Raw genomic sequence first — 18,410 nt, 5'->3', positions numbered from 1 at the left:
CGCGGGGACACGAATCCCCGCGGCGCCCAGCGACCCAATTTGTTATCGGTTGGAGTTTCTGTTGTAGCGAGCCATAAGATAGAGCAGCTGAATAATCGAGGTGAGCGCAGCGGCAACATAGGTAAGCGCGGCGGCCGTCAGTACCTTCTTGGCACCGTTGACCTGCTTGGAACTCATACCCGACTGCTCAATATATGCCACGGCGCGGCGGCTGGCATCAATCTCGACCGGCAGCGTAACCAGCTGGAACAACACACTAAACGAGAAGAAGATCAACGCGAGGGTTGTGAGCCCGGCAATGTTCATAAAAAGGCCCAAGAGCAACACGATGGTCCAGGTGTTCTGGGTAAAGTTGACGACCGGGACCAGGGCGGTGCGCACCTTCATCATGGCATAGCCGCTTTGACGCTGAGCGGCATGACCCGCCTCGTGACAGGCGACGGCAACGCTTGCGACCGATCCGCCCGAACGGTTGGCATCTGAGAGATACAGGTTGTTATCCTGCGGGTTGTAATGGTCGGTGAGCTCACCGGCGACACCCTTGATACCCACGGCATTGCAACCGTTGGCGTCGAGCATGCAGCGCGCGACCGTGGCACCCGTATCGCCGTCCGAGCGCACCTTAGACCACGTCTTGTACGTCGAGTTGATATAGCTCTGCGCTGCAAGACCAAGCACCGTGCAAACAAGGACAACCAACAGGTACAGCGGGTCGATGCCAAAGCCGTAACCATAGTAATAGGGCATGTAAATTCCTCCGAATCGAGTTACACGTTGGAGGCATTCTACCCACTCAGCCGACTAGGCTTCCCTACAGGAGCTCGATTTTGCCGTCCTTCACCGTCAACCCCATATTGCCGGAAAGCAGATCGTCCAGGCGCGAGCCCACAAGCTCAAAACGCCAGCCTTCGCGCAAGGGGCTCTGCTCGGGGTGCTCAATATAGTCGGCCAGGTCATCGCGCGAGGCAATGACCGAAGTCGCCACGCCCGAGCGCTCGGCAACCAGGCGGATAAGCGCATACATGAGATCCGTCACGCTCTCCAGCTCCGGAGAGATCTGGCGATGCCCGCGCACCATGAGCGGCAGGCGATCGTGCGGGCAGCTCGCGCCGCGCTTGATGGCCATGAGCGCACCGTCCACGTCGCGCTCCCCCAATTGATCGGTACCGCGAATGCTACGGAACTCCTCAACGCGCACGGGATTGCGCTTAACGAGCGCTAGCAGCGTGTCGTCGGACATGACCCACTTGCGTGGGATGTTGCGCCGCTCGGCGCGGTCCTCGCGCCAGGCGGCGAGCTCGCGCGCGATACCCAGCTGATGACGGCTGCACGAATTGATGCGCTTGACCTTGCGGAACGCCTCGTGGCGATCGGCGCGATAGTGCGACTCGTCAGCCAGCGGGCGCAGCTCGTCGAGCACCCAGTCCACACGGCCCAGCTCGCGCAGGCGGCTCATCATCTCGGTATAGGCGACGATCAGGTACTTGACGTCATCGATCGCATACTCAATCTGCTTATCGGTCAGCGGGCGGCGCGACCAGTCGGTCAGTGACTCGGTCTTGGGCAGCGATACGCCGCAGAACGTCTGAACAAGCGCGCCATACGAAATCTGCTGGCGCTCGCCCAAAAAGGCGGCGGCGACCTGCGTATCGAAAATCGGTCGTGGCAGCACGCCCACGGTATGGAGCATGACCTCCATATCCTGCGAGCACGCGTGGAAGACCTTGGTCACGCTCTCGTCTGCCATAAGCTCGGCCAGCGGCGATAGGTCGTCGATTACCAGGGGATCGACCGCGACGCTCTCAGCAGGGGTGGCAATCTGAACCAAACATAGACGCGGATGGAACGTGCGCTCGCGCAAAAACTCGGTATCGACGGCAATCGCGTCGAACTCACGGGCGCGCTGGCAAAAGTCGAGTAGAGCCTGATGTGTGGAAATGTACATATCAACCCATCGAATAAGGTTAGGCCCGAAAAACACGGGTAGGATATCGGCATTGCCTTACAACTATACTCGGTTAGTCACAGAACGGGAACGTAAGTATGCGCTGCCTTATCATCCACAACCCGGCATCGGGCCCCAGCTCAGATGAAATCTTCGCATTCACGCACGCCCTTGCACAGGGCGGCGACGAGGTCGTGATGCGCTTTATCGGCGATGGCATGGAACCCGAGGACGCCGTGGCAGACGTGCGCGAGTTTGACCGCGTGGTCGTTTCGGGCGGCGACGGCACTGTCTCCAACGTGCTCGACCAGATGCGCGGATGCGGTGTCCCCACGCTCGTCTTCCCCTCCGGTACGGCCTGCCTGTTCTTCAACAACATCGGCAATGCCCCCGAGGCGGCGGCGCTCGCCAAGGCCTGCCGTGCCGGTCGCACGGTCAAAGTCGACATGGGCGAGCTCTTTTGGCTCGACGAGAACGGCAACGAGAAGCGCCACGGCTTCATCATCATCGCCGGCTCGGGCTTCGACGCCGAGATCATGATGAAGGCCGCCCCCACCAAAAACGACATCGGCGAGATCGCTTACTTCCTCTCCGCGCTCGCCACGCCCAATCCCACGGTGGCGCACTTTACGATTGAGCATGACGGCATTGTCGAGGAGCTCGACGGCATCTGCTGCATGGCCGGCAACACCTCGGTCATCCAAAACGACATCAACCTGTTCCCCGACTGCCGTATGAACGATGGCATGGTCGACATTGCGGTCATCGAACCCGTAAAAACTGTGCAGCTTCTACCGACTGTGATCACCGCCGCACTCGACCCCGCCGGCAAGGTACTCGGCCGCCCGCAGTTCAAGATCATCCAGACCAAGGAAGCCAAGATCACCTGCACCCCGTCGCTGGGCATGCAGTTCGATGGCGAGATTATCTCCAGCAATTCGGGCGTCTTTGGAGCCCGCGCGCTTCCGCAATGCCTCGACCTCATCGTCGACGAATTCTCCCCGCTCGGAAAATAGGAGGACCCTATGAACGACAATCCCCTGCTCGGCTTTATCATCATCGTTTTGGCCATGCTCGTCGGCTATGCGATCAACGTGATCCACCGCCGGAAGAAGTAATTCCACATTGGTATGATATTCATCCAATTATCGTCTCCCCTGCTGTTTATGCATTTGCCAAACAGCGGGGGATTTTCTTTGCGCCCCGTGCAAGGCGCTTTATTCAGGTAATGTAATTGCAGGACGTCTTTATTAAAGTAAAGCTACAAACCGAGTATAATTAACCACTCATCGCATATTTCATTACGCTTATCGAGTAAGTTTCTTTCATAGATGAATATTGTTTCCAGTTCGTTACGCTAATGGGGTGTCTTTATTGGCTGAAGCTCTCTGGCAACGGAGAGCTTTCGCACGCTGGGAGGGAAAATGAGGAAACTCACCCCGTCAACGCGCTCAAAAAGCTTGGCATAGGCCTCGCCTTTGGAGCTGCAACCATCATGTCCATGCCGACGTCTGCGCTCGCCTGCACGCAGATCTACATGGGCGGCAAGCTCACGGCGGACGGCAACACGTACTACGGCCGCGCCGAGGACTTTGGCAAGCGCTATCTTAAGCACTACGGCATCGAACCTGCCCACGAACCCGGCTTTAAGTACAGCTCGATTGAATCTGCTTTTGAATACACTTCGAACAAGCCTACCTATCGCTACAGCTATGTACGCGACCACCCCTCCAACTGGATGGGTCGCACCGACGCCTACTCCGAGGCCGGCATCAACGAGAAGGGCGTCTCCTGCTCCGCCACGCTAAGCACCTCCTATAACGAGGAGGCCGCTGCAGCAGACCTCATCGATGAGGAAGTGGGTCTGGGCGAGTACAGTTACGGCAGCATCATCCTGGGCGAGAGCGCCACGGCCCGCGAGGGCGTCGAGCTCCTCGGCAGCCTGATCGATGATCAAGGCGTCTGCACCAACGACCAGATCATCATCGCCGACAACAACGAGACCTGGCTGTTCGCCACACTTTCCGCCCATCAGTGGATCGCCATGAAGCTCGCTGACGACGTCGCGTCGCTCAACCCTAATATCGGGAGCCTCAACTACGATGTCGACCTCAATGACACCGAGAATTGCCTCCACTCTGAAAAGATCCAATCCATGCCCGAAGAAAAGGGTTTCGCCAAATACTCCGCTGACGGCAAATTCGATGTCGCCCAAACGTATGGCGAAAGCCTCGCCGATTCCGGCGTAAACCAGTGGTCCCGCTATGTGCAAGGCCGCGATTATTTTGGTAGTCAGCTGACCAAAGGCACAGATTACGACATTATCACAGTAAAGGAGAAAGGAAAACCTGACCAAAAGGGAGCCATGGTCAGCGAAATCCAGCCCCTGTTCTTCAAGCCTGGCAAGTCTGGTTGGAGCACTTTCGAGTTGATTCGCGCCTTCGGCAACCGCGGCGAGAACGTCCCTGGCCTCAACGCGAACACTGATGGTGTTTATTGCATCGGCAGCGAGCGCAACACCGAGATCAACCTCTTCCAGATTCGTCGCGGGTATGACCCCGAAGTCGCTACCATCCAGTGGGAAATGCTCTCCCGCGCCGCGTACTCCGTCGCCATCCCGTTGTACTCCGCTCTGATAACTGAGGTCAGCCCGTACTTCAGCGATCAGACCGTCTCCTTCGATCACTGCAAACAGACTGACGTCGTGTACAACGAGGAGCCCGAGAACTCAATCAACTACGTCCTCATGGACATCAGCTCGCTCTGCTTTGAGAACCCTGACACCCTTGGTATCAGCGTCCGTGCCTACCTCGATGCGCTCCAGAACGAGCTCATCGAGCAGAACAAGGAAGTTGACGCCGCCATGCTAGCCGAGACGACCACCGAGGGCCGCACTGCCCTGGCCAACAAGGCCGGCAAGGCTGCTACCGAGAACACCTACAAGAAGTGCAAGGCCCTGCTCCAGGAGATGCGCGCCTATCAGAAGGCCGAAAACTTCGACCAGCCCTTCATCCCGAGCGACCTGAACACCGAGACCAACGGCCTCAAGGTGTCCATCACCTACGCCAAGGACGCTCTTGCCACCGACCCGGTAACCCCGGATCAGCCTGGTACTCCTGAGCAGCCCGGTACCCCCGAGCAGCCCGCTAAGCCCGAGCAGCCCACCACCAAGCCCGAGAAGCCTGGCAAGTCGGACACCACGACCACGGTAACCACCAACAAGACGAACACCAAGGGCGGCCTGCCCACCACCGGTGATCGTTTTGATGGCCGCATGGTGGCCGCATTCGCCATCGCTGGCGTTGCCGTCATCTCCGCGGGCGGTTACTTCCTCTACCGTCGCAATAAGGAGTAACGTCTTAGCTGAGCGGACAAGGCGGCAATGGCAGCCTCGCCCGCTCAGCCCGCTCTTTTGACCGGCGGGAAACCCGCCTGAAATCTTTTTAAAAAAGATTTCCCCGCACACACTTTGCTGTGCTATAGTGCAGCGCAACAGCAACAAGGTGCGACCGCGCCACGGCATCATGAAAGGAGCCACCGACATGAAGAACACGATGAAGTCTCTCAACAACTGGTGGTGGCGTGATGCGAATACGATCGGTCGACAGTGAGTCCCTCACGCCTGCTTTTGCGCTCTAGGTGATTGGAAGGCCTCCGGTTTCGACCGGTGGCCTTTTTCTATCTCGAGCCCGATCGCATTCGCATCACGCGCCTCCGTTTTTCTCTTACACTCCCCTTTTTGAAAGGATTTTCACCATGTCTCAGAACACCACCGCCACCGCCCAGCCCCGCACCGTCCAGACCGCCGACCGCGGCAAACTCGATGTCCGTGCCCTCGTCCTGCTCGCCATCCTGCTCGCCGCCGGCTTCATCCTCAACTTCACCGTCGGCAAGGCAGTCTCGAGCATTTCGGGCGGTATGATCAGCCCCGAGTTCATCATCTCGGCCTTCTGCCTCACCATTCTGGTCGTTCGCCCCAACATCGGTCAGGCGCTCGTCATTGGCCTCATCTCGGCTGCCGTGATCCAGATCACCACCACTTCGCCGTTCGTCGATTTTGCCGCCGAGGGCATCGCCGCCATGCTCATGGCCGGCATCGTCAACGCCGCCGGCAAGAACGGTCAGGTCAAGCCCGCCATCGCTATTGTCGCAACCTTCCTGACCACCTTTGTCTCCGGCGTCATCTTCATGGTCATCAAGATGGCCATGCTCGGCGTGGTAGGCGAGCTCGCCGCCGCCATGCTGCCCGTCGTCGCCATGACCGCCGTCTTTAACGCCATTCTGGTCGGCGCCCTCTACTTGCCCATCCAGAAGGCCCTGAAGCTCAACTAACCCGCTCGGCTTTACGAGCCACCCCATCTTGGCGTTCATTCGTCGCTCGCGTACCCAAGTACGCTTCGCTCCTCTTTCGCGCCAACCTGGGGCCCCTCGTAAAGCCGTCTCCGTGCTTCACCACCAAAGACCGTCCCAAACAACGAGCTTTTTTGGGACGGTCTTAAACAACTGGTCATTTAAGACTGTCCCCAATGACTATGAAAGGTATCCATGGAAACGATCATCAACGTCGACGATGTCTCGTTCTCCTATGGCACGCAGACCGAGCAGGCGCTCAGCCACATCTCGCTCAGCGTGAACAAGGGAGATTTCATCGGCATCATCGGGCCCTCGGGCGCCGGCAAGTCCACGCTTGCCGCTTGTCTGTCGGGTGCCGTGCCCCACCACTACACCGGCACGTTCTTTGGGTCCGTCATGGTTGACGACCACGACACCTGCGAAGTCTCGCTCACCGATGTGTCGCAGATCGTCGGCAGCGTGTTGCAGGACATCGACACACAGATGGTCGCCTCGGTCGTCGAGGACGAGATGCTCTTTGGCCTCGAGAACTTTGGCGTTCCCCACGACCAGATCGAGCGGCGCGTGAGCGAAACGCTCGAGACCGTCGGCATCAGCGACCTGCGCGACCGCGAGATCGCCACCCTCTCGGGCGGACAGAAGCAAAAGGTAGCCATCGCCGCCATCCTCGCCATGCGTCCGCGTGTCTTGGTTCTCGACGAGCCCACCGCGGCACTCGACCCCGCTAGCTCCACGTTGGTCTTCGAGACGCTGCGTGAGGCAAACCGCGCACTTGGAATCACCATCGTCGTCGTTGAGCAAAAGGTCGCCCTGCTCTCGGAGTACTGCAACCGCGTGCTCGTGCTCAACCATGGCGAAATCGCGCTGCAGGGCGAGCCACACGAGGTCTTCGCGCATACCGACGAGCTCCGTGCCATCGGCGTCGACTGCCCTCGCGTCACGCGTATCTTCAATAGCCTCGAGGCCGATGGCCTGGTAAGCGGCACCCCCTGCTTGGATGTCGATGAGGCCGAGCGCCTGATTTCGGGCATCGTCGACCCCGCACACGCGGCTATCGAAGCCCGGGCGCCCGCCGGTTCCCCGCATGCACCGTCGTTGCGTCCTCATGCCAAGGACGCCGAACCCGTACTCACCTTCGACCATGTTGAGTTTGCCTATCCCAATGGCGGAGCCGCCGTACACGACCTTAGCCTGACGCTCTATCCTGGCGAGCTCGTGGGCATCGTCGGCCAAAACGGCGCCGGCAAGACCACGCTCACCAAACTGCTCACAGGCCTGCTTAAGCCCGCCTCGGGCAGCGTGCGCGTCACGGGACTGGATACCGCAGCCGTTCCCACGAGCCGCATCGCTCGCGAGGTCGCGACCCTCTTCCAAAACCCCGACCGCCAGATCTGCAAGGACACCGTGCTCGACGAGGTCGCCTTTGGCCTGGAGCTTGGCGGCATGGACCGTGCCGAGGCTCTGCGTCGTGCCCAACTCGTCATCGACCGCTTTGGCCTGCCTGCCGACGAGGCGCCCTTCTCGCTCTCGCGCGGTCAGCGCCAGATGGTGGCACTCGCCTCCGTCGTGGTCGTAGAGCCCAAAATCGTGGTGCTCGACGAGCCCACGAGCGGCCTTGATTACCGCGAGTGCATGACCGTCATGGAAACAGTGCGCACCATGGCCGAGCGCGGCTGCGCCGTAATCATGGTCTGCCACGATATGGAAGTCGTCTCGGATTTTGCCGAGCGCATTGTGGTAATTGCCGACGGTCGCATCCTCGACCGCGGTCGCACGCACGAGCTATTCTCGAACATCGATCTCATGCGGCGTGCCTACGTGGAGCCTCCCCAGGTTATTGAACTCTCGCGCCGTCTGGCATCTTCCGTCTCGCCCGCTTTTGCGCAGGTGAGCGAGGTCACCGATGTCGTTCGAATTACCAAGGAGATGGTCCACCGTGGTTAACGTCATCGACTACATGCCGGGCGATACGCTGCTGCATCGCCTGAATCCCGTCGTCAAACTGGGCCTCGCCGCCGCCATCATCGTCGGCATCTTCTTGTCCGACACCTACGTGGCGCTGCTGGGCTTTTTGGCACTCACCCTTGCACTGGGTGCCCATGCCGGCGTCGTCGACCGTCTGTTCTCGCTGCTCAAGTTGCTGATTCCGCTCGCGCTTATCATGCTGGTGCTCCAGCTGGCCTTTATGCGCGATGGCAACGTGGTGTGGGGCTTTATCACCGACACGGGCCTCATCACAGGATCGAAGGCCTGCCTGCGCCTGCTGGGTGTGGCGTTACCACTCATCCTCATGCTCATGGTGACCAAGCTCAACGACCTTGCCAACGCCTGCGTCGAGGTGCTGCACGTGCCGTATCGCTATGCCTTCACCTTTACCACGGCGTTGCGCTTTGTGCCGGTGTTTGGTCAGGAGATGAACGCCATCATGGAGGCGCAGACCGCACGCGGCGTCGAGTACGACACCAAGAACCCCATCAAGAAGCTTAAGCTCATGCTGCCACTGTGCGTGCCGCTGCTCATCTCGAGCGTGGGCAAGACCGATGCCACAGCCTTGGCGGCAGAACAGCGCGGCTTCTACCTGCGTACGCGCGCCAGCTCGTACAAGCGCTACCCCATCAAAGGCCTGGACATCGCCGTGCTCATCGTCAGCATCGCCCTCATCGCCATCGGCTTCCTGTTCTAGTTCACCACTGACAGCAACCGCCCAACGCAAAAGGCCTCGGCTCGCACCAAACGAGCCGAGGCCTTTACTGTTTCACCAGATAAAACCTACCAAAATTAACCTGTCCCTTTTTGACAGGTCGGAAGCTAGAGGCGGTAGGGGGCGCCGCTGCGGATGATGGATTCACGCACCAGGACGTCCATGGCGTCGAGGGTGATCTCGGGCATCTCTCGGTACTTCTGCAGCACCGATAGCTCGGTGCAGGCCAGAATGACGCGGTCGCAGCCGCTACGGGCGAACTCCCACATCACGCGGTCGAACTTATCCATATCGGGCTCGCGTCCGGCCTTCACATCATCGTAGATAAGCGACATCACATCGTTCTGACGTTTCTCGCTGGGATAGACAACCTCAACACCCGCAGCCTTACATTCGCGGCCGTAGACGCCCGCGCCCACGGTTCCGTCGGTGCCCATGATGCCAATCTTGTGCACCGGCTCGGCCGGCATACTCAGGTTGGGATCGAACTCGCACTCCCCCATCACCGCACCGGCCAGAGCATAGCGCACCGACTCACGCGGCATGTGGATAATCGGCACTGTGGTAAACGATTGGATCTGGTCGTAGAAGTAGTGCGACGTGTTGCAGGGAATGGCAATGTGCGCACAGCCCAGCGACTCGAGTGCCTGGGCACACTCTTTCATGGTCGCCAGCAGCTTGGCATGCTCGCCGGTCTTAATGGCCAGCGTGCGGTCGGGCATGGTCGACTTGGAGAGCACCACCATGTCGATATGTTCCTGATCGCAGGCAGCAGCCGTATGACGCACCACCTGGTCGTAGTAATACGACGTGGCCTCGGCGCCCATGCCGCCGATAACTCCCAGCTTTTCCATCGCCGCCTCCTTGGTGACGCTTGCGCAACTGCGCGTATCATACCCGCGCCCGCCCGATGCAAACCGGACGGGCGCCGCACTCATCTACTTGTAATACGTCTTGAACAGCTTAAAGTGGCGCAGCTTGGTGTGCCACATGCGCAGCCAGCGGTTAAAGACAAAGTCGCCCTTCATAAACGAAGGGTCGGCGCCCTTACCTTCCTTGTCCAGGCGATGCACCTTAGCGCGCAGCTCGGGATCCTTGACGTACTTGTCGACGACGCCCATGGGGACGACCATCCACAGGGCCTCGTCCTGCGCCGTCACAAACTCCGGCTCAAACGGGCGGTTGAACACATACTCGTCCACCACATACTTGGCAACGTTAAAGCCGCTGTTGGTAACGTAGTAGTTGCTGCGACCCTGGCGCGTGTTGAAATCGAAGAACTTAAACGAGCCGTCGCGCTCGTCGTACTTAACGTCAAAGTTGGAATAGCCCACAAAGTGAAGGTCCTCGAGCAGCTTGCGCACGCCGCCCATGAGTTCGTCGTTAGGCTCGGTAATGATACAGGCATGGTTGCCGACACCGTGGGGCTGATGCTCCTCGAGCAGCACATGGCCCAGGCACATCATGCGGACCTTACCGTTGCGGTCGGAATAGCTGGTGAGCACGCGCATGTACTCGTCGTTGCCGGGCACGCGATCCTGCAAGATCAGATCGTCGGTGTAGCCGCTGGCATACGAATCGCGAATGACCTGTTCCAGCTCGGCGCGGTCGGCAATCTCATAGGCCTTCTTCTGGCCCTCGAACTCATGCTGCCACCACATGATGCCGTCAGAAGGCTTCAGAATCATCGGGTAAGGAAAATCGATCTGGTCGAGCACTTCGGCAGGCGCCTCACCCTGGGCATTAAGCATCGCCTTGGTAAAGGTAAACGTGTGTGGATAGGGCACGCCATGCTTCTCGCACAGCTCGTAGAAGATCTCCTTCTTCTGGCACTGCTCGAGCATGCTGTAGGGCGCGTAGGGAGCGACGATGTTATCCGCCAGCTCATGAGCATCCTTGGCTTGAGCCACGAGAGCGACATAGTTGTCGCCGCAGCCCACAAGGACAATAGTCTTGTCGTCATGCGCTTGGGCAATGCCGTTGACGGTTTTGAGCATCACGGGCATGGTGTCGATATCCACGTTGGGCGTGTAGTCGATAATCTGGCTGCGGTACGCGGGACCCGTCTGATACTTGCCAAAGACCAGACTCTTGACCTGGTACTCCTCGTAGAAGGCGCGCGCCACCGAATAGGCGTTGATGTCGCCACCAAGCAGCACGGGAATGAACTCGCGCTCTGTAAATTGCAATGCCATGGAAACTTCCTATCATGAACTGCCCACACAACGGGCGGTCTTTGCGCATCTGATTTATTCTAGCGTGCCAAGCCGCCGGCGCCCAAAGCTCCACCGTATCTATGGCAATCGACGTAATCGTCCAGCACAAAGACCAGCACGAAGACGGCGCTCACCGTTGTATGACAACGGGCAATGAACCTACCATTGTTGTAGGATTCAGTGTATTGACATCCTCGAGCGAAAGGCGCGCACGTGCCCCAAGACCATCCGACCGATAATCCCATCCTCAATGCCGCGAGGCGCGAGCTGGCGGAACGTGCGAAAGCGACCGCTCCCCTGTGCACGGCAAACGACGCCTACAACGGACCCGCCCGCATCGTCTCGATCAACACGTCGGCACACAAGGGCACGCGCAAGTCGCCCGTCGCCGATGGACGCGACACCGTTATAGAGCAATTTGGTCTCGCCACCGATGCGCACGCCGGACATTGGCACCGCCAGGTCTCTTTTTTAGCCGCGGAGTCCATCCAGACGGCGCAGGCACGCGGGCTCGACGTTCACGAGGGTGACTTTGGAGAAAACTTCACAACCCGGGGCATCAACCTGTTCTCGCTCCCCTTGGGCACACAGCTCAAGCTTGGAAGCGACGTGCTCGTCGAAATCAGCCAAATCGGCAAGGTCTGCCACACCCGTTGCGCCATCTACTATCTCGCTGGCGACTGCATCTTTCCCCACGAGGGCGTTTTTGGCGTGGTACTAAAGGGCGGAGAGGTCCATACCGGCGACGATATCCGGGTAGTCAAACTCGGCGACGGCACCTGTTCGTTCACCCCCGCCGAGGCCCTCGAAGAGATTGAGCAGGCTCGCCAGAAGGGCGCGCTGTAGCTGTAAAACCCCACGTTGAGATGGCTTTTACAGCCCAAAACTCCTCTCAAACAGAGCTCCGTAACGTTAAAGTTGAACTCTATGGTTTCTCAACAATTCATCATAACTGCAGGTCAAAGCCAAAGCCTCAAGTTCAACTTGACCCTTTGGGACCTTTAAGGTTCAAGTTGAGGTCGAAAGCAGTAGTAGAATACCGTTCGAACCATAACCTACGATTGATTGCAGAGGGACTGGATGCAGCATTCGAATCATCGCACCGCAGCGCTCATTGCGTCGAAGCCGGCTCGTATCATCACGAGCGCCGCGCTCGCCGTTGCGCTGACGGCCACGCCGATGCTCTCCCCCGTTGCGGCGTATGCCGCCTCGCAGGCAACGCAGGACCAGCTTTCCGCAGCCCAGCAGAAGATCGAAGCCGCCACGAGCGCCTACAACGACGCCCGCACCAAACTCGATGACCTGCAAAAGCAGATTGACTCCAATGAGGCAAGCATCGAGGAAATCGAGGCTAAGCTTCCCGAGCAGCAGGCCAAGGCAAGCTCCGCCATGCGCGATCTGTATAAGTATCAGAAGGGCACCAACCCCATCGTGAGCTTCCTGGTCAACGCGCAGAGCCTGGGTGAGTTCATCACGACCTGCAAATACACCAACCAGATCACGAGCTCGAGCGTCGACGAGATCGAACAGCTCAATAACATGCAAACCGAACTCGAACAGAACAAGGCTGAGCTCCAGCAGGCCAAGTCTCAGCTTGAGGCAGAGCAGAAAAACGCCGAGGATGCGCTGGCGCAGGCCCAGCAGCTCCGCAGCGAGGCACAGGCAAAAGCCGAGCAGGAAAATGCCGCCGAGCTTGCCAAGCTTGAGGCCGATAAGGCCGCTGCCGCTGAGAAGCTCTCGGGCGAGGGCGTGAGCGGCAGCAATTCCAGCAGCCAGGCCACTAACACCAACACCACCATCGACACCACGGTGAACAACGCCAATACCGGTAGCTCCGATTACGATTCGTTCATTAATGAGTGGACGAGCCGCATCGACAATTATCTCGCCGGCTCCCCCATGGCAGGCCAGGGCTATAACTTTGCCGTCGCCGCTTGGAATACCGGTGTCGACCCCCGTTGGTCCCCCGCCATCGCCTGCATCGAGAGCACCAAGGGTGCTTATTGCGCCAATTCTTACAACGCCTGGGGCTGGAGTGCCCGCGGCGGCGGTTGGCGCAGCTTTGGCAGCTGGAGCGAGGGCATCTCCGCTCACGTTGCCTATCTGGGCGCCAACTACGGCTCCACCCTTACCCCGGCTGCGGCCAAAAAGTACTGCCCGCCCACGTGGCAGGACTGGTACAACAAAGTCGCCGCTCAGATGAACCGCATCTAAGTGCAACTGCAAAGGGCCCCAATGGGGCCCTTTTTCTTTTAGGTAGCGGAGGTATCGACGACGCCGGTCGCATTGGCAACCGCGACTATGACGATCATGCATAGGAGCAGCACACCCAATGCCTTGAGCCAGAGTTTCGCGAGCTTCTTGCCGCGATAGCTGTCGAGCAGTGCGAATCGCCGACGAAGACGGCGCTTATCGAGCAGCGCAAAATGCATAAGCACCATAAGGCCATCGACAAAGAAAAAATACTCGATTATGAGAAGCCACGTCGGGTAGCTTTGGTTTGCTCCCGTGGGGTGAAAGACGGCAAAGTGACTTCCGGCAAAGAACACAAGCAGCGAGAAGAAGACGAGCGTATTCCAAATGCGCCCCAGAGACTCCGGAACGCGAGAGAGCAGACCGCATGCAGTGGAGGCGGCAGGCCTAGGAAGCCCTGTGGGGTTCTGGAGCCCTTGGGGCGTCAACACCGTCTCCGAGGCCGGAGTACGGACAAGCACAGGCGCAGGAGGCCGCACGGGGCGACTTAGATCGTATGCCGCGCGCGTCGCCCGTCCCAACGCTTCCGCGCTCGCAAAACGCTTGGCCGGGTCGAGCGCCATCGACATGCAGACGGCATCGGCAAGTGGAGTGGGAATGCCGCATGCCTCACATTGCTCGCGCATGTCGAGCCCTGGTTTAGGGTCGACTCCCGTCAAGCAAAAGAACAACAGGGCCCCAAGTGCGTAGACATCGCTGCGCACACTCGTCTGCCCAAACCCATACTGCTCGGGCGGCGCATAGGGTCGCGTGCCAAACTTGACGGTGTCAGCATCGGCGCCATCGCGCCATACGCGCGCGATCCCCAGGTCGATAATCACCAGCGATGAAAATGTCAGGCCGTCATCAGGCGTATAGTTGGCACCTGTCACGATGATATTCGACGGCTTGAGGTCGCGATGGATCACCGGCGCCGACGTCTCCCCCACCATTGCAAAACCGGCATGGAGCTCGCCCACGGCATCGCATAGGGCAGGATACAATTCACGCGCATAATCGGGGGTGGCTCCCAGACGGTCCACCAGCGCCCCGAGCGTCTCCCCTTCGATGTATTCCATAACCACGTTGAGCTCGTCGCCCACACGACGACAATCGACGATTCTGGGCAGGTGCTCAAAACGCCTGCCTGCCCGCTGAACGGCAAACAGACGCTCGTATGCCCCGCCGATTTGAGCCGAAGCATCGATGCGTTTACGGACAAAGGGGCCGAGCGAGCCACCGCCGGTTCCTTCAAAGTACACGAGCTCGGTTGTTTCAACGGACGAGCGCTTAAGTACACGCTCCACGCGATAGCTGTCGTCGCAATCGAGCGACGCCAGGTGCTCGGCAAGCGCTGCGGTCAGCTCGTCATCGGAATATGTTGGGGTCTGAGTATCCATAGCCTCCATCATAGCGCAGGGCGCAGACACCCCATGGCATCCGCGCCCCGTTCGTTTGCATCGTTGTTCGGCAGCTCCGCCGGCTCAGATATCAGCCGCTAACTCACCGTCTCCTCGCCAAAGCGATACAGCTCCTCGTTGACCTTTTGGAGGCTGCACCCACGATCGATGCAAAAGATGATAATCGCATCGCGGCGGTCCTTGCAGTTAAGGACGCTTACCCCGGCAGCCGTCAGCGCACGGTTAGTCTCTTTGAGCGTCAGCGCCATCGCAAAGGCAATCTGCAGCACCTTATTGCGGCTCGGATGCCGCGCACCGGTAAAAATCTGATAGCCAAAGGTCTCATTGAGATCGGCCATACGAACTACGCGCGAGCGCTCCAAGCCCTTTTCCTGCAGTAGCTGCTTCAGGTAGTTCGAAAGCGACGGGGCGGCAAAGTCGTGTTCTTTGATATAGCCATCGATGTTTGGCGCGTCGAGAAGCTCATTGAGTAACTCGTCAGTCAGCTTTTTATCGGGCATACGACTTCACCTCCCCCAGTGCATACAACATGCTAGAAACCGCTTACGTCCGAACGCTCCCAACTGGCGACCTGATCGGGAGACACCGTGCCCAGCGCCTCGAACTTCCAGGAGCCGCCCGCCTTCAGATGATTGGTGTTTGCAAGAGCCGTTCCAACCTGGTTGCCATCAGCATCATACAGAACATACTCAATCTGAATGTAGCTCTTTTCCTTGTCCGTGTTATTGGTCAGCGTCCCCGTGATCTTATAGGCAAACTGATTGGAAGTGTCTTCAGCCTCGTCAGCAATGGTATACGGTTCTTGCGGTTCTTTTTGCTCCTCAGCCTGCTGTGTCGTCTCGGCAGGTTTTGCCGAATCGCTCGCAGGCGAATCGGTTGAGTTGCCGCCCATAGAGCCCACGGCACCGACAATAACCAGCACCACGATGACGCCTAGGACAATCTTACCGATCGGCTTCTTTCCCTCTTTTGCCATTATTCATCCTTCCTACGATCCGGCTACCGTGCCGGCACACAGCACATCGTAGGAAGGATTAAACTTGAATTCATTAGCTGAGAGCTAAGGTTGCGGTAAACGGCCAATGCAGTTATCCAAACGCCGAGCAAACGCACTTTGCGCGACCGTCTGCCGGCAGCGCATCAACCCACCGTGACGGATTCCCCGGTAAAGGCACTGACCATCAACAGGACAAAGAACACCAGGTAGCTGACACTCAGCGGGTACGCAATGACCAGGAATACAACCCAGCCGACATTGGTTTTACCGTCGGCACGGCGTCGCTCGCGATTGCGGCAGAGCCAAATCGTCACGCCGATGGCAGTGATAAACAGTACGAGTGCCGCCGCAGCCAGCCCAGCAAGCGCAAACATCACGCCAATGCTCACAGCAATAACCGGAAGCAACAACAAGCCGCATCCACACCCACCGGGACTATAAACGGCAGACTGTCGGCGTCGTTCCATCGTCACTCCAACCTCAATATCTTTGAGCACTACAACGCAGCGGCCTGCTGGACAGGAACGATCTTATTCAGCTCCGGTTCGATCCGCCTTTTCTCGGCCTCAAGGTCAAACGCCACCTGAGCGCGCAGCCAATAACCATCCGTCAGGCCAAAATAACGGCAAAGACGGAGGTCGGTGTCGGCCGTCACGCGACGTTTTCCCAAGACAATCTGCCCGATACGCTGAGCCGGAATCCCAGTCTCTTTCGCAAGGCGATATTGAGAAACGCCCATGGGAACAAGAAACTCCTCTTTGAGAAGCTCACCAGGAGTCACCGGCGACAGCAAATCGGCCGAAGTCTCATCACTTGTGATAATCGACGATTTCGACATTCCAAGCCATCTCCTGTCTCCACTCAAAACAGACCCGATAGCGCTCGTTAACACGGATGCTATATTGACCGGCACGATCGCCCTTCAAAGCTTCCAGGCGGTTGCCCGGTGGAACGCGAAGATCATCAAGCGAAGCACAAACCTGCAGTTGGCGAATCTTCCTCAACGCAACACGCTCAAAGGGCACGAACCTCCTGACCCGCACACCCATGGCAAAGCGTTCGGTATCCTCATCTTTATACGATGCAATCATAGTATCGCCTTACGTTAGTAACGTCAAACGTTTCTATAGACTTACATCTCTATTATATCGTACGTTTGTTCGTGTTTTCTAGAACAAATAGTCCTTCACGCCTTAGTCAAGCGAAAGTAATCGTTTGTAGACATCGAGGCCTTTGAGTAGGATTTCCTCGTCAAAGAGCATGCTATCGGTATGCAGGGCGCTTGTTGCATAGGCGGGGCAGCCATCCGAATCACTCGGGTTGTCTTGGTCCTCTGGCACGCCCGTGCCTAGCAAGAAGAACACGCCCGGCAGATGGCGCTGATAGAACGCGAAATCCTCGGCGATTAGCAGCGGCTCGTCCACGAGCTGCAATTCGGGCAGAGCGGGCGCGATTCGGGCAAACAACTCAGGATCGTTATCGACCGGTGGATAGCCCTCGGCAAAGTCGAGATCATACGTGCAGCCCGTTGCGGCACAGGCATCGTCCAGCACGCGGCGCACGCCTTCGCGCGCCCGGTCGAACATGTCGTCCGTAAACACACGCAGGCTTCCGGCCACATGGGCCTCCCCCGCCACCGCGTTGCAAACGGTGCCGGCCTGCAGCAGACCAAACTTACCGATACAGGGCTCGTCGGTGCCCAGCTCGTCCATCAGTTCGCGCTCGGCAACCAAGAACTTGGCAGCCGCCAGCGCCGCATCGTGCGACTCCTCGACCGGAACGCCATAGGTCTTAGCGATATGGATGCTCGTCCCGTGAATATGAATGTGTGTCTCACTCGAACGCGCCAGCAGCGGACCGGAACAACTCGCCAACGTGCCGGCAGGCAGATCGGGCCACACATGGAAGCCAAAAATGCGGTCAGCCCCATAGCGCTCGAACACACCGCTCTCGCATACCGTCTTGGCACCACCGGTCGTTTCCTCGGCCGGCTGGAACACAAAGAGAACGTTGCGCCTAATGGCGCCCGGCTGCTCGCGAATCATACGGTCGACATACGTCGCGGCGGCAAGTGCCATGGCCATGTGTCCGTCATGTCCGCAAGCGTGCATCTTGCCGGGATGGATCGAGGCAAAGGCCGCTCCCGTCGCCTCCGCGATGGGCAGCGCATCCATATCGGTGCGAATCGCCGTGGCACGCGCGGCACCAACGCCAGCGTCGAAGAAAGCGCAGACGCAGCTGGGACACGGATGGGTCACCTCGCAAGCGAGCGGCGCCAACACGCCCTCGATATAGGCAATAGTCTGCGGAAGATCGAAATCGAGCTCCGGAATGCGATGGAGATCGCGGCGATAGCGACGGAGTTCTTGGAGCTCGGTCATAGAGAATCCCTTCGTGAGGCACATCTGTTGCAACTTATTGTGATACAGGATTGTGGCACACATGTTTCCAGCATATTACTGCATTTTGGTTGATTTCCGATCTCAGCCGAACACATTGAGCAAATAGGCCATTCCCACAGCTAGCCGAACGCCCCCGAGGCCCC

18 protein-coding genes are annotated in these 18,410 nt (G+C 58.6%); 7 read left to right on the top strand and 11 right to left on the bottom strand.

What is annotated here, in order from left to right; translation table 11 throughout:
- Positions 1 to 42: 42 nt before the first annotated feature.
- Together ABG996_RS09130 and rnd are read right to left on the bottom strand one after the other, a co-directional pair.
- Positions 43 to 747, bottom strand: a complete 705-nt coding sequence (locus tag ABG996_RS09130) for a zinc metallopeptidase (RefSeq protein ID WP_347478285.1) — start codon at positions 745 to 747, stop codon at positions 43 to 45.
- 64 nt (positions 748 to 811) lie between these two features.
- Entirely contained in the window at positions 812 to 1,945 is a 1,134-nt protein-coding gene (rnd, locus tag ABG996_RS09125) for a ribonuclease D (RefSeq protein WP_006234315.1), read from the bottom strand.
- A 98-nt stretch (positions 1,946 to 2,043) separates the two neighbouring features.
- Here rnd and ABG996_RS09120 point away from each other — a divergent pair, with 98 nt between their 5' ends.
- The 5 genes from ABG996_RS09120 (at position 2,044) to ABG996_RS09100 (ending at position 8,981) form a co-directional block, all read left to right on the top strand.
- Positions 2,044 to 2,961, top strand: a complete 918-nt coding sequence (locus tag ABG996_RS09120; RefSeq protein WP_138339781.1) for a diacylglycerol/lipid kinase family protein — start codon at positions 2,044 to 2,046, stop codon at positions 2,959 to 2,961.
- A 479-nt stretch (positions 2,962 to 3,440) separates the two neighbouring features.
- Positions 3,441 to 5,300, top strand: a complete 1,860-nt coding sequence (locus ABG996_RS09115) for a C69 family dipeptidase (RefSeq protein WP_347478284.1) — start codon at positions 3,441 to 3,443, stop codon at positions 5,298 to 5,300.
- 401 nt (positions 5,301 to 5,701) lie between these two features.
- Complete coding sequence (locus tag ABG996_RS09110) at positions 5,702 to 6,277, top strand: hypothetical protein (protein ID WP_347478283.1); 576 nt, start codon at positions 5,702 to 5,704, stop codon at positions 6,275 to 6,277.
- Between the two features lie 213 nt (positions 6,278 to 6,490).
- Positions 6,491 to 8,242, top strand: a complete 1,752-nt coding sequence (locus ABG996_RS09105) for an ABC transporter ATP-binding protein (RefSeq protein ID WP_347478282.1) — start codon at positions 6,491 to 6,493, stop codon at positions 8,240 to 8,242.
- Complete coding sequence (locus tag ABG996_RS09100) at positions 8,235 to 8,981, top strand: energy-coupling factor transporter transmembrane component T family protein (protein WP_347478281.1); 747 nt, start codon at positions 8,235 to 8,237, stop codon at positions 8,979 to 8,981. The genes ABG996_RS09105 and ABG996_RS09100 overlap by 8 nt, the downstream gene beginning before the upstream one ends.
- A gap of 125 nt (positions 8,982 to 9,106) precedes the next feature.
- Here ABG996_RS09100 and ABG996_RS09095 read toward each other — a convergent pair whose 3' ends face one another.
- Positions 9,107 to 9,853 (bottom strand): aspartate/glutamate racemase family protein, encoded by a 747-nt coding sequence (locus ABG996_RS09095; RefSeq protein WP_270226906.1) that lies wholly within the window; start codon positions 9,851 to 9,853, stop codon positions 9,107 to 9,109.
- 84 nt (positions 9,854 to 9,937) lie between these two features.
- Positions 9,938 to 11,194: a carboxylate--amine ligase gene (locus ABG996_RS09090; protein WP_347478280.1), complete on the bottom strand. Its 1,257-nt coding sequence runs from the start codon at positions 11,192 to 11,194 to the stop codon at positions 9,938 to 9,940.
- A 234-nt stretch (positions 11,195 to 11,428) separates the two neighbouring features.
- Here ABG996_RS09090 and ABG996_RS09085 point away from each other — a divergent pair, with 234 nt between their 5' ends.
- Together ABG996_RS09085 and ABG996_RS09080 are read left to right on the top strand one after the other, a co-directional pair.
- Complete coding sequence (locus ABG996_RS09085) at positions 11,429 to 12,061, top strand: MOSC domain-containing protein (RefSeq protein WP_347478279.1); 633 nt, start codon at positions 11,429 to 11,431, stop codon at positions 12,059 to 12,061.
- A 234-nt stretch (positions 12,062 to 12,295) separates the two neighbouring features.
- Positions 12,296 to 13,429 (top strand): coiled-coil domain-containing protein, encoded by a 1,134-nt coding sequence (locus ABG996_RS09080; protein ID WP_006234328.1) that lies wholly within the window; start codon positions 12,296 to 12,298, stop codon positions 13,427 to 13,429.
- Positions 13,430 to 13,467: 38 nt separating this feature from the next.
- Here the strand turns inward: ABG996_RS09080 and ABG996_RS09075 are convergent, their stop codons facing one another.
- From ABG996_RS09075 to ABG996_RS09045, 7 genes are all read right to left on the bottom strand, one after another.
- Positions 13,468 to 14,847, bottom strand: a complete 1,380-nt coding sequence (locus tag ABG996_RS09075; protein ID WP_347478278.1) for a serine/threonine protein kinase — start codon at positions 14,845 to 14,847, stop codon at positions 13,468 to 13,470.
- 98 nt (positions 14,848 to 14,945) lie between these two features.
- Entirely contained in the window at positions 14,946 to 15,368 is a 423-nt protein-coding gene (locus ABG996_RS09070; protein ID WP_022094127.1) for a hypothetical protein, read from the bottom strand.
- 32 nt (positions 15,369 to 15,400) lie between these two features.
- Positions 15,401 to 15,844 carry an FxLYD domain-containing protein gene (locus ABG996_RS09065; protein ID WP_347478277.1) on the bottom strand — a complete coding sequence of 148 codons (444 nt, stop codon included), beginning with the start codon at positions 15,842 to 15,844 and terminating at the stop codon, positions 15,401 to 15,403.
- 164 nt (positions 15,845 to 16,008) lie between these two features.
- Positions 16,009 to 16,332, bottom strand: coding sequence for a hypothetical protein (locus ABG996_RS09060; protein ID WP_347478276.1), 324 nt, complete (start codon positions 16,330 to 16,332; stop codon positions 16,009 to 16,011).
- 29 nt (positions 16,333 to 16,361) lie between these two features.
- Positions 16,362 to 16,703 carry a HigA family addiction module antitoxin gene (locus tag ABG996_RS09055; RefSeq protein WP_347478275.1) on the bottom strand — a complete coding sequence of 114 codons (342 nt, stop codon included), beginning with the start codon at positions 16,701 to 16,703 and terminating at the stop codon, positions 16,362 to 16,364.
- Entirely contained in the window at positions 16,675 to 16,956 is a 282-nt protein-coding gene (locus ABG996_RS09050) for a type II toxin-antitoxin system RelE/ParE family toxin (RefSeq protein WP_006234335.1), read from the bottom strand. The genes ABG996_RS09055 and ABG996_RS09050 overlap by 29 nt, the downstream gene beginning before the upstream one ends.
- Before the next feature lie 102 nt (positions 16,957 to 17,058).
- Entirely contained in the window at positions 17,059 to 18,246 is a 1,188-nt protein-coding gene (locus ABG996_RS09045; RefSeq protein ID WP_347478274.1) for an N-acetyldiaminopimelate deacetylase, read from the bottom strand.
- Between the last annotated feature and the right edge of the window lie 164 nt (positions 18,247 to 18,410).

Source organism: Collinsella aerofaciens (assembly GCF_039836695.1).
GTDB classification, from domain to species: domain Bacteria; phylum Actinomycetota; class Coriobacteriia; order Coriobacteriales; family Coriobacteriaceae; genus Collinsella; species Collinsella aerofaciens_BD.
The sequence above is the reverse complement of the archived record's forward strand: the minus strand, read 5'-3'. Positions and strand labels throughout refer to the sequence as shown.